The organism is Phormidesmis sp. 146-33 (assembly GCF_052939515.1).
Window position 1 is genome coordinate 29,369 of record NZ_JBJPHU010000024.1, and the last position, 15,879, is coordinate 45,247.

Consider the following 15,879-nt stretch of genomic DNA (forward strand, 5'->3'; position numbering starts at 1 on the left):
ATTTAGTCAAGGGGTGGTTGGGGGCGATCGCTGCGACTCATCATCAGACGATCATTGATGTAGTCTACGACAACAGCCAACACCTTAGAACCACGATGCAAGCTGTCGATCGCCTAGCTCAAACTCAGCAGCAATATATGGAGAGAACTGAGACATTATTTGAATCCGTCCTGACTCGAATTGATGAAATGCAATCAGAAGTGAGGGGACTGCAAACCGAAAATCGTCGCATCCTCGAAATATTGAGCGGTCGTGCTCAAGAGGAGCCATGAGTCGCGTAAACCTGTTGATAGTAGGTCTGATAGTCTGGGGAGAGGAGAGGCTGCCACCAGTCAGGGTGATCTAAATACCACTGAACGGTGTGTCGCAAACCACTCGCGATCGTTTCGTTAGGAGTCCAGCCGAGTTGCGTTTTGATCTTGGTGGCATCAATGGCATAGCGGCGATCGTGTCCTGGTCGGTCTTTGACAAAGGTGATTAACTGATGAGGACGCACAGGTAGATCAGGGGCAAGTTCTTCCATCAGATCGCACAGCATATGAACGAGGTCGATGTTTTTCACTTCGTTGTTGCCGCCGATGTTGTAGGTTTCGCCCGGTTGACCTCGCTCGATGACGGTCTCGATCGCCCGACAGTGATCGCCCACATACAACCAATCTCGAATGTTTTGTCCATCTCCATAAACGGGGAGCGGCTTGCCCATGAGAATGTTGATGCACATCAAGGGAATCAGCTTTTCTGGGAAGTGGTAGGGGCCGTAGTTGTTAGAGCAATTGGTGATCAGCGTTGGCAACCCATAGGTGTGGTAATAGGCTCGAACTAGATGATCACTCCCCGCTTTGGATGCAGAATAGGGACTGTTGGGGGCAAACGGAGTCGTTTCTGTAAAGGCAGGATCGTCAGACCCAAGGCTGCCATACACTTCATCAGTTGAGACGTGGAGAAAGCGATAATCTGGCTGCTGGTTAGCTTTCCAGGCTTGATAGAACGCCTCTAATAGCGTAAACGTGCCGACAATATTGGTTTGAATAAAGGCATCAGGCTTGAGAATCGAGCGATCGACATGGGACTCTGCGGCAAAATGAGCGATCGTATCAATGGCTTCTTCTTGTAAAAGGGTGTCGATGAGGAAGCGATCGCAAATATCGCCTTGTACAAATCGCAGTGATGCTTCGAGTCCGGCTAAGTTTTGCCGATTGCCAGCATAGGTGAGCGCATCGAGGACGACCATGCGATCGTGAGGATGAGCCGCACACCAGTGACGGACAAAATTTGAGCCAATAAATCCGGCTCCTCCAGTGATCAAGATGCGACGAGCAGTAGCGTTGAGATTCATCATTAAACCAACTCGATTTGACAGTCGTCTCCGATCAAAAAGCGCAGTGCCTTGGGGCGTTGGGGCGCTACGGTTAGATTCGCTCGCTGCCCAATCACACTATCGACAATCCGATGATGAACGCCGTTGATTTTTGCGCCTTCTAAGATCACGCTGTGTTCCAGGTCAGTGTCAATCAGGGTCACGCGATCGGCAATGCTGCTATAAGGGCCAATAAAGCAATTCTCAATGTGGCAGTGGGCACCGATCGCGACGGGCCCGCGAATTGTACAGTTGGTAATTTGAGAGCCTTTGCCAATCTGGACTCTACCAATAATTTGACTTTTAGCGTCTACGTCTCCCACTATGTCAGAGGTGAGACAGCTATCGAGAATGGTTTGATTGGCAGCCAGCAGATCGTCTTTTTTTCCGGTGTCCAGCCACCAGCCTTCTAGCTCCGATGCTTCGACGCGCTTTTGTTGGTCGATCAAACATTGGATGGCATCGGTGATTTCTAGTTCCCCCCGTTCAGACGGTTGAATCTGAGCGATCGCTTGATGAACCGCAGGCGAAAAGAAGTAGATCCCCACCAGTGCCAGATTGGACGAAGGGACTTTTGGCTTTTCAACTAGCTGAAGGACTCGACCTTGTTCATCAACTGTCGCCACCCCAAACGCACTCGGATTGGCAACCGCCCTCAAGAGAATCAAAGCATCCAAAGTCTGAGCCTTAAAGCTGTTAAGGAAGTCGGACAAACCGCCCTGGATCAAGTTGTCGCCCAGATACATGACAAACGGCGCATCTTCTAAAAATGGTTGAGCGATTTTAACAGCGTGAGCTAAACCCGCAGGGTGTTCCTGCAAAATGTAGGTGATGTTGGCTCCAAAGCGATCGCCGTTCCCAGTTTTAGACTGGACTTCTTCGCCCGTTTCGGGACTGATAATAATGCCGATTTCGGTAATGCCTGCGGCGACGATGCCTTCGATGCCATACCAGAGAATAGGTTTGTTGGCGACCGGGACGAGTTGCTTTGCGCCTGTGTAGGTGAGAGGTCGCAGACGGGTGCCCTTGCCTCCTGAGAGAATGAGTGCCTTCATTGAGTTACCTGTAAAACGGCGGTGGTTTTGAGTTCGATCAACATTTGTCTGAGTGCGGGTCTCCACGTCGGAGGATCAGTCTTCAGTAGGGCAGAAAGTTTGTCGCTAGAAAGTAGAGAATAGGCGGGACGCTGTGCTGGCGTGGGATACTCAGCCGTCGTAATCGGGACAACCGACTGCACCTTCAGCGGAAATCCGAGGGCTGTGGCTTCTTCAAAAATGGCGGTTGCAAAGTCGTACCAGCTTGCGGTTCCTTGATTAGTAAAGTGGTAGATGCCTGAATTGTCCTTGAGTTTGGGAATTAGATTAGCGATCGCTTGAGCGAGATGGTGGCTCCAGGTGGGGGTGCCGATCTGGTCAGTGACAACTCGAATTTGGTCGCGATCGGCTCCAAGTCTCAGCATGGTTTTCACGAAATTGCTTTTGCCATGAGCGCCATAAACCCAGGCGGTTCTGATAATCAGATAGCTTGTGTGAGTTGAGCACCAGGATTGCTGAATGGCTTGCTCTCCGGCTAGTTTAGACCGTCCATAAACGCTGATTGGATTGGGAAGATCTTGTTCGGTGTAGGGCGTACTCTGCGTGCCATCAAACACATAGTCCGTCGAGAGATGAATCAAATCTGCCCCAACCTTTTGAGCCATTTCAGATAGAATGCCCGGCGCGATCGCATTCACCGCATAGGCTAATTCGGGTTCTGTTTCAGCGCGATCGACGGCGGTATAAGCGGCCGCATTCACAATTAAATCAGGCTTGACCTGCTCAACCATTTGCCGAATCTGGTCGGGCTGGGTTAAGTCGAGAGTGTTGCGGGTGACAGCGATCGTTCCCTTCAAACTTTTCTGAAGGTCTTGCCCAACCTGTCCGTCGCTACCTGTTAATAGAATGCGCTTCATACTTGTGCGTTTGTGCGTTTTAGATAAAGAGTTCAGCAGTTGCAAAAGACTGTCCGGCCTGATCTTTGGCTGAGAGAATCGGATCGATGGAGAGTGACCACTCGATCGCTAAATCGGGATCATTCCACAGAATGCACCGTTCATGTTGGGGGGCGTAGTAGTCGGTTGTTTTGTACATCACTTCTGCCCGATCTGACAGCACTAAAAAGCCGTGGGCAAAGCCTTTTGGCACCCAAAACTGACGTTTATTTTCGGCACTGAGAACACAACTAGCTGATTGCCCAAAGGTGGGAGATTGTTTTCTCAAATCGACGGCGACATCTAGAATTGTGCCTGCGATCGCTCGGACTAACTTGCCTTGGGGCTGCTGGATCTGATAGTGCAATCCGCGCAGAACATGTTGTTTGGAGCTAGAGTGATTGTCCTGAACAAAGCGATCGTAGATACCTGCTTTTTCGGCGAGTGCCTTTTCGTTGTAGCTCTCTAAAAAGAAGCCGCGATCGTCTTGAAATATCTGAGGCTCCAAAATCAGGACATCTGCGATAGAAGTCGGTAAAACATTCATGGCTATCGTTCCGTTGGAGGTAGGTTTAGTCAAAGGCTGTCAGGTTAGCGATCGCTGAGTCCATCATCCGGGTGTAGCTGGCAGTGTTGACAATCTGAGTGTTGTCTATGAGCCACAGTCTAACCTCACGAGTGAGCGAGTTGTACCACAAAACATCGGTCTTGATGTCTCCATTAAAATCACTGACGATCGCGCTGAAATTGGATGAAATCAGAAAAGGCAGAATCGTCACATTCGACAGGTTTGCGCCCTCCATTAGCCAGATGCCCACTTCACCCGTATCTTTGCGCCACAAGAGATCGTGTTTGCCGTCTCCATTAAAGTCTCCAACCGCCAAACTCCAGTCAGAGGGCACGATGTAGGTCAACATGGTTGCAGTCGGCACTTTTGCGCCATCAAATAGCCAGATGCCCACTTCACCCGTATCTTTGCGCCAGAAGAGGTCAGTTTTGCCATCTCCATTAAAGTCACCTGGGGTTTGAGTCCAGTCAGCAGGCACGATGTAGGGGAATATGGTCGCAGTCGGCACTTTTGCGCCATCGAATAGCCAAATGCCCACTTCGCCTGTATCTTTGCGCCAGAAGAGGTCGCTTTTGCCATCTCCATTAAAGTCACCTGGGGTTTGAGTCCAGTCAGCAGGCACGATGTAGGGGAACATGGTCGCAGTTGGCAGTGCGCCATCGAATAGCCAAATGCCCACTTCACCTGTATCTTTGCGCCAGAAGAGGTCGCTTTTGCCGTCTCCATTCAAGTCGCCGATCGTCGAACTCCAATCAGCAGGCACGCGATAGGGCAACGTTACTTTCTCGATCGACCTGAACCCATCCAAAAACCAAATCTCAACTTCGCCTGTTTTTTTGCGCCACACCAGATCGCTTTTACCATCGCCGTTAAAGTCGCCAATCTGTTCGATTGAGGCGTTGTTCGTGCCGACAATTTTAGTTCCGGGCGGTTCTACTCCATTGATCAGCCACAGTTCTACGTTGCGGGTGTCAGGGTTGTACCACAGCACATCGGCTTTACCGTCTCCGTTGAAATCATCACCCGGCAAGCTGACCCGCAGTGTATTCAGAAGGCTCGTGGGTGCAAAATTGCCGCTCAAATCGCTGACCTGATTGGCTTGTAGCGTGATTCTATAGTCTCCCGTGTCGGCTGAATCCCATGCGCCAGTCGCTTCGATTTCATAAGTAGCCAGAACCGTACGATCGCCATCACCTTTAACACTGACTAATTTCGCCAGTTGACTGAAGTTTTTGGGGCCGTTGACGAGAATATCTTGATTGTCGATCGTCGATCGTCCCACGGCAACATCATCTTGATAAGTCACCTCAAAACGGTAGCGGTTACTGCCTCTAATCACAGGATTTAAGACCGCTAGTTGGGCCGTTGGTGCCACAAAATCGACTTGGAGCGTGCCCAAAACACCAGCGGAGGTGAAGTTGCTATTGAGATCGCTAATCTGGTTTGCTTGAAGTGCGAGGGAGTAAGTGCCAGCATCGGTTGATTTCCAGACACCATCGGGGGCATCAATGCTGTAGGTTGCGATCAGGGGGCGACTTGGTTCGAGCGTGGTGCTAACTAACTTTGCTAGTTGACTAAAGTTCTTAGGGCCATTGACGAGAACATCTTGATTGTCGATCGTCGATCGGCTCACACCTGTTTCGTCTCCATACAAGACACTGAAGGTATAGCGGCTACTTCCCTCAGTGATAGGTGTCGCGCTTAAGGTTGCTGTCGGTGGAGTCAAATCAATCTGAAAGCTGCCTAACACTTCAGTAGGCATAAAATTGCTATTAGCATCGCTGACCTGATTGGGCTGTAGGGTGATGGTGTAAGTGCCCGTATCGGCTGAATCCCAAATGCCGCCTGGTGCGTTGGTGCCATAAAGGACAGTGAGCGAGCGACCATCTCGATCGCTGTTGACGCTATTAAACTGTGCAATCTGACGAAAGTTATTGGGGCCGCTAATCACGATGTTGGGATTGTCGATCGTTCTGCGAGAAACGGCTGTGTCATCACTGTAGACAATGGTAAAACGATAATCAGTTCCACCCGCGATCGCAGTCGTCCCCCTAAACGTTGCTGTGGGCGGAGCCAGATCGACCCGAAAAGTGCCCAAAGTCCCTGCTGGGATGAAGTTGTTATCTGTATCGCTGACCTGATTTGCTTGAAGTACAACGGTGTAACTGCCTGTGTCGATCGCATCCCACGCACCCCCCGGAACGTCCATGCTGTAGGTCGCTGTTACCAGACTGCCCTCGCCGCTAACACTGACTAACTGTGCAGGTTGACTAAAGCGATTGGGCCCACTCACTAGAATGTCTTGACGATCAATTGTGGCGAGTTTGATAGCTTGAGTGTCTTTGTAGGTGACCGTAAAGCGGTAGCTCGTCCCGCCACTGTTGAAGACATCTGGTGCAGTTAGGTCGGCGGTGGGCAGGGTCAAATCTGGCTCATAGAGGCGAGCTTGCGGAATGATTTCTTTGGGCTGATTGGGGCTAGACCAGCTTAGTTTGGAGATGGCTCCCCCAGTGCCCTCGTAGTATTCAAGCCTGATGTCGTACTTTTGACCAGCGATCAGGGTGATAGCGTTGCTGTCCTCGATCGGGGGGTGGTCTGTCCAATTGTTAATAATTTGTTGCCCATTAATCCATAGTCTGACTCCATCATCTGAGAGCGTGTAGAAGGTGTAGGTTTCGGAGTAGGCAGGCTGTATTTTTCCAGTCCAGCGCACTGAGAACTGATCGATCGGAACAGTAGAATCAGGCGATCCGCCTCCCCAGTTAAAGTCGATCGCGGCATCAGTGCGAGTTAGTTTGAGACTGTTGAATTTGTTGTCGTAGTATTGGCCTAATAGCCCCTTCCCAGTAGAGGGAGGCGTGATCGCTGGATCACTGGAGGCGCTGATCCCATTTTCTAATAGCGACGATTGTAGGGCGGCTACTCGATTGCTATGCACATTAACCGAACTCAAATCAGTCAGAGAACCAAACTCAGGATTGAACATACCTAACTTTTCTAAATGGAGGATAGTATGAACACTCCGCTAACATTTTTCTTGAGAATAACCATTTAAAATCCGCTCCAAAGCTGTAGATCGAAGTTGCTAAAACAATTTACTCTGAGGTTGAAATTGAGGTTAGAAGAACAGATCTCTGGTAAATAGCTGGATTTTTCGGACAAGAGACACCAGACACAGGACATTAGACAAGAAACTAAACCTGCTTCGCTGTCCAAAGGCTAGAGTCCAAAGTCTCTACAAACTCTGTAGTATTCACAACGTGAACAAGTGTTCAAAGAACGATCGCTTTCACTTGTTTTAGCGACTGCACCATCATCAGTATCCAGGAAATTACAGAGAGAACTCACTGCTTCATATAATCTTCACCAAGAAATAAACTTGAGTTGAGTGCCTTTTTGAGAAGATCAGAGTTTTTGACCCAGTGCAGCCCTGTAAGGACTTGAAAAAGACCAAAGCTGTCCTATTGCTATTTTCTTTCTATCATGATTTAACAGTAAAAACACTGGAAAATTAAGTTTGCTAATTATTAAGTTTGCTAATTATTGTGTAGGAGGCGATCGAGCAAAAACACTTTTGAAAGGATGGCAAAGTTAGTGCGATGAGTGGTCGGCAAGCTGTTTTGTTACCATTACCGATGTTATTTGAGGCAGTGAGTTGGGCGACTTCTGCTTAGTTGAATGATGAATAACCGCATCAAGCAAAGTCATTAATCACACAGGTTTCTAGTTAGAATTGTCAGCCTGGTTGATAAGTCAGAACTAGCCTGAGACGGACTTTCTACCTTTAGGTACTCATTTTGAATCAAATTGGATTAGTTGCGATCGGGCGCAATGAAGGTCAGCGATTACACCAATGCTTATTGTCGGCAATTGGTAAGGCAGCTTGGATTGTCTATGTCGATTCGGGATCAACCGATGGCAGTGTAGAACTGGCCCGATCGCTCGGAGTTGCGGTTGTCAACTTGGATCTTTCGATTCCCTTTACGGCAGCGCGCGCTAGAAACGCAGGATTTGAGCATTTGTTGGTGATTGCTCCGACGATCGAGGTTGTGCAATTTGTCGATGGCGACTGTGAAATGGTTGAAGGCTGGCTAGAACTGGCTCAAACAGAATTGTCTACTAATCATCAAGCAGCGATCGTCTGTGGTCGGGTGCGGGAGCGCTTTCCAGACTTATCAATCTATAACCGACTGTGTGACATGGAGTGGGATACGCCCGTTGGCGAGGTAAAAGAATGCGGCGGGATTGCGATGATGCGAGTACAGGCATTTCAACAAGTGGCGGGCTTTAATCCGACGTTGATCGCGGGAGAAGAACCAGAGCTTTGTGTTCGATTGCGTCAAGCGGGGTGGCAGATTTGGCGACTGGATGCCGAAATGACCCTGCACGATGCTCAAATGACCCATCTCAGACAATGGTGGAAGCGAACTCTGCGATCGGGCTATGCTTACGCAGAAGGGGCCTGGCTACATGGGCAGACTCCCGATCGACACTGGCTACGCGAAACTCAAAGTATTGTTTTTTGGGGGTTGGGCTTACCGATAGCTGCCCTTGGGATGGTTGGGGTGACTCAAGGTTTCAGCCTACTTCTGCTAATAGGTTACCTAGTGTTATTTAGTCGAATTTTTGTCTACCAGCGTCAGAAGAATGTCTGTAGTAGACATGCCCTGCTCTATGCTAGTTTCTGTGTGTTGGGCAAGTTTGCACAGGCCGGGGGCGCAATCAAGTTTTTGGGCAGTCGATGGTTGGGCGCTCCAACAAAGCTCATTGAGTACAGGCAGGAATGACGTGTTTGAATCAAAATACCCTGGCGATTAATGTTAGCTTCGCAAGAGCCTTCGGAGGGCATCTATGATTCGTGCAGAAAGTCTAATGTTCGGTGCTTTGAGCTTGTCCCAAAGAAGTTGACCTGGAAGAGCTGTATTAAAAAACGTTTATGAAAGTTGTGATTGTTGCTGAACATGCCTCTGCCAAGTTTGGAGGGGAAGCCTTTTTGCCTCTACACTACTTTCGTCTGCTGCGATCGCGCAATATCGACACCTGGCTAGTTGCTCATTCCCGGACTCAAGCTGAACTGCAAACGTTGCTTCCCGAAGCCGTTGACCACATGCATTTTGTCGCGGATACCTGGGTACATCGATCGCTCTATCAGCTAGGAAAACTGTTGCCAGGGCAGATAGCAGGCGCAACGACAGGACTTTTGATGCACCTATACACTCAAATGATTCAGCATCGAATCGTGTGTCAATTAGTGCGAGAACACCAGATCGATGTCGTTCATGAGCCGATTCCCGTATCTCCCAAGCAGCCGTCGCTCATGTTTGCGATCGGAGCGCCTGTCGTCATCGGGCCGATGAATGGAGGAATGGAGTATCCGCCTGCTTTTCGATCGCGCCAAAGTCACTGGGTAGAACGGGCAGTCTCACTGGGGCGCTCAGTCTCCAATGGGTGCAATCACCTTTTACCTGGCAAACTGAAGGCACAGACGCTCCTGGTTGCCAATCAGCGTACCAAACAAGCACTTCCAGCCGGGATTCGTGGAACGGTAATCGAACTGGTAGAAAATGGAGTGGATTTGTCTGTGTGGCGATCGTCCACTCCCCAGCCCAAAGATCCCTACGGCTGCGTTCAGTTTGTCTATATTGGCCGTCTGGTCGATTGGAAAGCGGTCGATTTGTTGTTAGACGCTTTTCAGCCTGTTGCGGCTCAGACGGGAGCGATTTTAGAAATCATTGGCGATGGGGTACTGCGGCAACAACTAGAGGCCCAGGCTGCCAGACTCAAGCTGTCTGATCACGTTAAGTTTACGGGCTTTCTTTCACAATCAGACTGTGCGAGTAGGCTACAAGCGGCGGATGGATTGGTACTCACCAGCTTACTCGAATGTGGGGGAGCCGTGGTCTTAGAAGCAATGGCAATGGGACTCCCGGTGATTGCGACCAACTGGGGTGGGCCGATGGACTATGTAAATGCAGACTGCGGATTTTTGATCGATCCAACTTCTAGAGAGGCTTTGGTGAAGGGGTTTACGGATGCGATGTTGAAGTTGGCTGAGTCCCCAGCGCTACGATCGCAGATGGGACAAGCCGGACAAGCGCGAGTAGCCCAACACTTTGACTGGGAACGCAAGATTGATCGCATGATTGAAATCTACCAGCAGACGATCGTCCGTTGGCAGTCGTAGAATTTTTTTAATGCAAATTCGACGGAATCTTTCGCTGCGGTCGTCAATCCGGGCAGCCCCCTAGATCCCCCACAAGTGAGGGACTTTGATTTGAAAATCTTGCTCTAACGTCAGTTCGATGAACGCTTCGCTTCGCTTTTAGATCCAGGAACGCCCCCTAAATCCCCCACGAGTGAGGGACTTTGAACCAGAATTCCTCTCTGAAAGTCCGCCAAAATTGGCAGCTTGGGGGCAGAAGCCGTGAACAACGAAGCAAAAAAACTTCATCGAATGCACGTTTTTTAGGATCTTTGTCTCACGTCGGTTGATACAGACCTCGCTCTGCTAAAAGCTGTCGAAAGTCGGACAAAGTAGATTCTTCAGAACAATGCTTTTCGACAAAGCCCAGCGCATTCTGACTCAGACGCTGACACTTTTTGGGATCATTCCAGAGGGCTGCGATCGCATCCGCTAACCCATCCGGATCAAACGGATTGCACAAAATTGCATTGTCCTCATGGTGTGCATAGTCACTCACCCCGTGAGAATCTGTCACAATAAACGTCTTTCCTAAGTGCATCGCAGCGACCAGCGTCACATGACCACAGGGAACCTCAGAGCCTTTGAGCGGCAGCACCATAAAGCGTGAATGCTTCAAAATCGACATTGCTTTAGGAAAAGGGATATTCACAAGGGCTTTGACGTGAGAAGGCAGTTTTAGCTTCTCCAGATTGTCAGGTCTAACCACCAGTATTGTAGGAATGTTGGGTAACGTTTCTAACGCTTGTATCAGCGTGGGATAGTCCCGTGAGTTGCCGCCAATGGCACAAATATAGTCCTCTCGATCGCCCTCATCAGACAGAAATTGAGGTTTGCTGGCTCCAAAAAAGACGACTTTGATTCGCTCGATCGCCAGCCCAAAATAGTCTCGATAAAGCGTTTGCTCAAAGGTGGAGTAAACCATAAACTGACTGATGTTAGCAAACGCCCACTTCATACAGTGATACTTAAGTCCGCGTGGCAGGGCAGGAAAGTTAAAAGAATGAGCAATGTGATCAGTCTTGACCTGGAGCAGCGACACAAAGACGGCACACCAAAAAGAAACTCTCGGATCGTGGGTGACTAATAGTTGAACCTGATGTTTTTTTACATAGACGACAGCCTGCCAACAAGCCCGAATCATGGATAAGTTGGGGCGACGAATCGCAGTTTCAATCGCTCCCTGGGGACGATCGTTAAAAAATGTCCAGCGAAACTGCTGTCGATCGAATTCTTCTGAAAACCAGCGCCAGTTTTCTTCAAAAAAGGGAGTACAGCAGACAATCTCGATCGGTCGTGTCCTATTCAGTGTCATAGTCATCAGCAATCACAGCAACAGTTGGACTTTTCTAAAAGGCAGGGTTAGTGAACCTGGAACAATTAAGCTCAGAAAGCAACGAAACGGTTTGATCTAGTGTCTATTGTGGCTACTAAAGTTACTAAGGCTACACTCAGTTAGTTTTGGAAGCTTTAATCTGGTAACATTCATTGATGAATCTGCTGAATTAGATGTTCTTTTAGCTACTTGGCATCAAGCAGCAGGTCAGAACTTTTAGCCCGAATGATTTTTGCTGGAATGCCGACGGCAGTAGCTCCGGGTGGCACATCACACAGCACGACAGCATTTGCCCCAATCTGAGCATGATCCCCAATTTTGACCGCCCGAATAATCTTGGCACCTGCTCCGATGTCTACATGTCCGCCAATTTCTACGCCACCTACGATCGTCACCTGCTGAAGAATCAGACAATTTGGCCCGATCAACACCGACGGATGAATTACCACGCCATTGGGATGCGGTAAAAGCAATCCGCCTTCAATTTGACAGTTTAAGGGAATGTCAGACCCCGTTACCACACTCCAAAATCGATGTTGAAGAATTGCCAAAGCAGCCAGCGATCGACCAATCATTCCACCACGCGACCGCCAATATTGATAGCCTCGGATTGCTTTGATCAACTGACGGCTCGGCTCCCACCAGCCACTACATTTTTCGCGTAACCAATCTGGCTCTGTAGCAGAAACTTGTGATGCCATCGCTAATTCAAAAGTTGCTGGGGGACGGTGAGAGACTGGAAGCGTTGGACATTATAACGTTTGCTCCTAAACTTGCTCTGTCAAAAGCCCTTTGTCCGATCCGCTGTGTGCTTGTCTAAAACGAACATTGTTTTATTAAATCACAATGGTACATTTTGCAATTCCAGTAGAGGACAGTTGTCTAAACGGACAGCTTCAAGTGGCGAATTTTACTTGGCTCAGGCTTGTTTGCCTTTAAAGAACACACTGTTTGTCCAAAAATCTTGGAGTAGCCTGGGTGGGGTTTGTTCTGGCTTGCCCTGGAGAAACTGTCTGAACTTGCGTAAAACAAAGGCAACTAGCCAGACAGCATCCGCGATCGCAGCATACCACCAGCCATGATTTTTGAGAAAGTAGTAGCGTCTCGAATCAAACCAGTATTGAGGAAGGCGTTTGATCGTGTTTGTATTCATACCAGAGCTTTGTCCGACCAGGTGAATGACTCGACTCTGGGGCACATACCAGCAAGACCAGCCCGATCGCTGCGTTTGGCGACAAAAATCTAGTTCCTCAAAGTACATAAAATACTGCTCATCCAGTAAGCCTCCTGTCTCAAAGACTTCACGACGCACCATCATACTGGCTCCCGATAGCCAATCCGTTTGACAGACTGCTTCAGAGATTGGCGGAATGACCGCCCACCTGGACAGCAATTTGGACACCAGCCCCAAACTCAGTCCAAAATCTAACTCACTAAAAATACTCGGAAACCGAAAGGCTGAATGTTGACAGGTGCCATCCGGATTTTCCAAACGACTACCCACAATTCCCACATCGAAGCGATCGCTGATAAATTCAACCAATGCCTTTAATGCACCGGGATGCACGATCGTATCTGGATTGAGTAACCAAAAGTAGGCAGGCGGATCAGGTGAATCGAGGGCAGCGCGGATGACTGCATTATTGCCAAACGCAAATCCCCCATTGCGATCCAGCGGCATCAGAGACACCCACGCTCCCCAACCTTCGGTCTCAATTGCTGCTCCAATTTTTTCAACAGAGCCATCTTGAGAATCGTTGTCTGAAACAACAACTTGTGTATTAGGTACAGACTGCACCTCATGGAGTAAGGATCGTAGGCAGTCGATCGTCAAATCGGGAGTACGATAGTTCAAGATCACGACTAGCAGATGTGTTTTGTTTAGTTGACTTAGACCAGGCATGTTAGTTAGGTGCTCCTTTCGCTCAGGTCAGTGCAAAAATTTGTTCGGTAATCTCATGTAGCCAGTTTTTCTCTCTCAACTCCTTCATGAGTGCCAGACTTCTAGATTGCCTTTCGATAAAGGCGGCTTCTGAGGTTGTTTCATAGTCCTTGCGAATTATCGTTTCTAGTTGATCCAGGTTGCTATAAGGAACTCTAATACAGACTTCATCCCAATCGACGTGAAGAGGCAACATCATATCTGTGTCGATTAGCACAGGCACTCTGCCCCATGACAGTGTTTCATAAAATCTGAAGCTATAGTTTTCGACCCCTCTTGGACAAAGCACATAAGTATTGTTGAGTAAATGGCTTCTATAAATCTCAGCATCTTTTGGGTCGGGTACAAAAGCCCCTTTTCTGACAATATCTAGTGGTAGATTCGACGCTTCTAAGTTTCTTAGAGCCTCAATTCTGGCGATGCAGGGAAAGAAGAGAACAGGCAGTCTCATCCCTTTGGGGCTAAGTAGAAATTCGAGATACTTGAGATGCCATCCCTGGACAAACTTCTTCTTCAAAAATGTGGGGAGGTAGGCGGCTAACTTTGCTCCTCCCGAATGCTCATAAGAGTTGCCCATAAATCCGATAGACAAGGCAGGCTTGTGCTTCCACTGTAAAGCTTCTATGTCTGCGGTGCCTGAGTTAGGAGTCCAAATGTGCGGAATGATTTTTAGGCGAGTAGCGTCACACCAGGAGCGATAACCAGAGAACATAATACTCAAGTCCGGCTCTTTCAAATACAACTCGGTGGTGTCAGGGATGAATACGACAACCTCATTTTCTTCTTTTCTAAATGCCTGCTTCAGGTGCTTTAAGTTAATTGAATTGCAGCGAGTAATCTCAAATCCCGCTACTTTTTGAATCGTGCAGTCTACTCCTTTTTTAGAGAGCGCTAGTTGAATGTCTTTGTAATAGTCATAGTGAATAAACTCGAAGTCTAAAATAACAAGCCTAACTTTCTTTCTCATCTCTACCACTCATTCTCAATACAGAGGGCTGTCTAACATTTGGCTTTCTGTTGGATTAGAAATAGTCAATTGGGTGGTGCAAATGGGCAGTGCAGAAGGTTATGTGAATTACAGCGATCGCCCCCGATCGACTTCTTCTTGAGCAGGTGATAGCTGAAGCTGTTTCACGACCAAACGCTCTGCTAGTGATAGATCAATGCCGTCAACGCCAAGCTGGTCAGACTCTAGATGCCGGGCCATCAAACCAGATAGACCCCCAATTCCCAACACAAATACAGGCATTGCCATTGCATTCACTAAGTTGTCTACCATATAAAAGACTAAAACGAGAGAAATAGCAGCAGATGGCGCAACTTTGGGGTGCAACCAGGTTCTGGCTGGGTAATAACCGACAAACATCAACACAGGCAACAAGACGACCGTTGTACCGCAGGCTAGTCCCAAGGCTCCGTTGACACCAAAGGTAATCACCCACCAACTATCCGTCACCGAAGCATCCTGTCCCCATTCATCAACGATGCGCGATCGCCCCCACCCTGCCCAACCGACAATCATCCGTTCACGAGCTTTGACGACCAGCGCTTTCTCCTGGTTTAGCCTAAACTGTAGGGAGTCGGCCCGATCTGGATTGACAGCACTCGAAAAGAATTGGGTAATTTGATCTCCATTAAAGCTTCCGGTCGCCGCCACGTAGAGATAAAACGGAATCACCACAACCAGTAAGACGACTAAAATCGAGGTACGCAGCCACTTGACAGTAGACAGGACGGCGATCGACAGCAACACATAAAGCAGCGCCCCCGTCGATTGGATCAAAACCATCAGACTGAATAACGTCCCCACTAGCCACCCCATTGAGATATTCCAAAAGCGCTTGATCGCACCCGATTGCCACAGCCAGATCGCAATGATGGTGACGGCTGACATCCAGAGCGCAACGGACAAGCCATGAACATTAAATAGATAAGGGCGATAGCCTCCCTTGCGGATGGATTGCACAAACGCATAGCTATTGACATCAATGCCGTACAGCTTTCTGTGGAGTTGAGGACTCATCTTAAACTCAAACAGACAAAGCGGCGCATAGACCAACCCACCTGCAAAAATGCCGACTGCTAACGCTCGCAGACCCACCAAACTATTGAGATAGACCCGCCCAAAAAAGTAAGGAACTCCCCAAACTGCAAACCGCTCAGATGCCGCCCGAAAGCCATCATAGAGACTAAGACCATTGTTCAACGAAGAGGCAACATGGCACAGACACCACAGCGCGATCGGAATATCCACCAAACTAAATCGAAAGGACTTGAAGCGATCGATATCGAAGAAAAGTACCGCAATCACAACGGCGTAACAGGTCGCTGACATCTTGCCATAGGAAGGCAGTCCTGGAATCAGATAGTCATAGACGGGCAGAAACAGGTAGGCCATAATGAAGCTGATGATCAAGGCTCTCTGAGGCGGCAGATGCTTAAACAAAAAGAGAACGATCGGTATCCAGCCAAACAAGACGAGGGGGATCAAAGCAAACATGGGCT

13 protein-coding genes are annotated in these 15,879 nt (G+C 48.7%); 3 read left to right on the forward strand and 10 right to left on the reverse strand.

Going from position 1 to position 15,879, the window contains the following annotated elements:
* The first annotated feature begins 17 nt into the window (after positions 1 to 17).
* A complete protein-coding gene (locus ACJ2PR_RS12150) occupies positions 18 to 272 on the forward strand; it encodes a hypothetical protein (protein ID WP_446877173.1) in 255 nt (84 codons plus the stop codon).
* Here ACJ2PR_RS12150 and rfbB read toward each other — a convergent pair.
* From rfbB to ACJ2PR_RS12175, 5 genes are read right to left on the reverse strand one after another with little or no spacing between them, the layout of a single operon-like run.
* A complete protein-coding gene (gene rfbB, locus ACJ2PR_RS12155; protein ID WP_446869204.1) occupies positions 257 to 1,339 on the reverse strand; it encodes a dTDP-glucose 4,6-dehydratase in 1,083 nt (360 codons plus the stop codon). The genes ACJ2PR_RS12150 and rfbB overlap by 16 nt on opposite strands.
* On the reverse strand, positions 1,339 to 2,412 hold the full coding sequence (locus ACJ2PR_RS12160; protein WP_446877174.1) for a glucose-1-phosphate thymidylyltransferase: 1,074 nt from the start codon (positions 2,410 to 2,412) through the stop codon (positions 1,339 to 1,341). The genes rfbB and ACJ2PR_RS12160 overlap by 1 nt, the downstream gene beginning before the upstream one ends.
* Positions 2,409 to 3,308 carry a dTDP-4-dehydrorhamnose reductase gene (rfbD, locus tag ACJ2PR_RS12165; RefSeq protein WP_446877175.1) on the reverse strand — a complete coding sequence of 300 codons (900 nt, stop codon included), beginning with the start codon at positions 3,306 to 3,308 and terminating at the stop codon, positions 2,409 to 2,411. Before rfbD ends, ACJ2PR_RS12160 begins: the two co-directional genes overlap by 4 nt.
* Before the next feature lie 19 nt (positions 3,309 to 3,327).
* Entirely contained in the window at positions 3,328 to 3,873 is a 546-nt protein-coding gene (gene rfbC / locus ACJ2PR_RS12170) for a dTDP-4-dehydrorhamnose 3,5-epimerase (protein WP_446869200.1), read from the reverse strand.
* Positions 3,874 to 3,898: 25 nt separating this feature from the next.
* Positions 3,899 to 6,880: a PA14 domain-containing protein gene (locus ACJ2PR_RS12175; RefSeq protein WP_446877176.1), complete on the reverse strand. Its 2,982-nt coding sequence runs from the start codon at positions 6,878 to 6,880 to the stop codon at positions 3,899 to 3,901.
* A gap of 811 nt (positions 6,881 to 7,691) precedes the next feature.
* Here ACJ2PR_RS12175 and ACJ2PR_RS12180 point away from each other — a divergent pair.
* Both ACJ2PR_RS12180 and ACJ2PR_RS12185 read left to right on the forward strand, forming a co-directional pair.
* Positions 7,692 to 8,681, forward strand: a complete 990-nt coding sequence (locus tag ACJ2PR_RS12180) for a glycosyltransferase family 2 protein (protein WP_446877177.1) — start codon at positions 7,692 to 7,694, stop codon at positions 8,679 to 8,681.
* Between the two features lie 149 nt (positions 8,682 to 8,830).
* Positions 8,831 to 10,078, forward strand: a complete 1,248-nt coding sequence (locus ACJ2PR_RS12185) for a glycosyltransferase family 4 protein (RefSeq protein WP_446877178.1) — start codon at positions 8,831 to 8,833, stop codon at positions 10,076 to 10,078.
* Between the two features lie 295 nt (positions 10,079 to 10,373).
* Here the strand turns inward: ACJ2PR_RS12185 and ACJ2PR_RS12190 are convergent, their stop codons facing one another.
* From ACJ2PR_RS12190 to ACJ2PR_RS12210, 5 genes are all read right to left on the reverse strand, one after another.
* Positions 10,374 to 11,411 (reverse strand): glycosyltransferase family 4 protein, encoded by a 1,038-nt coding sequence (locus ACJ2PR_RS12190; RefSeq protein WP_446877179.1) that lies wholly within the window; start codon positions 11,409 to 11,411, stop codon positions 10,374 to 10,376.
* 206 nt (positions 11,412 to 11,617) lie between these two features.
* On the reverse strand, positions 11,618 to 12,133 hold the full coding sequence (locus ACJ2PR_RS12195) for a serine O-acetyltransferase (RefSeq protein ID WP_446877180.1): 516 nt from the start codon (positions 12,131 to 12,133) through the stop codon (positions 11,618 to 11,620).
* 218 nt (positions 12,134 to 12,351) lie between these two features.
* Entirely contained in the window at positions 12,352 to 13,335 is a 984-nt protein-coding gene (locus ACJ2PR_RS12200) for a glycosyltransferase family 2 protein (RefSeq protein WP_446877181.1), read from the reverse strand.
* Positions 13,336 to 13,357: 22 nt separating this feature from the next.
* Complete coding sequence (locus ACJ2PR_RS12205) at positions 13,358 to 14,341, reverse strand: exostosin domain-containing protein (RefSeq protein WP_446877183.1); 984 nt, start codon at positions 14,339 to 14,341, stop codon at positions 13,358 to 13,360.
* 108 nt (positions 14,342 to 14,449) lie between these two features.
* Positions 14,450 to 15,874, reverse strand: a complete 1,425-nt coding sequence (locus tag ACJ2PR_RS12210; RefSeq protein ID WP_446877184.1) for an O-antigen ligase domain-containing protein — start codon at positions 15,872 to 15,874, stop codon at positions 14,450 to 14,452.
* Positions 15,875 to 15,879 lie beyond the last annotated feature (5 nt).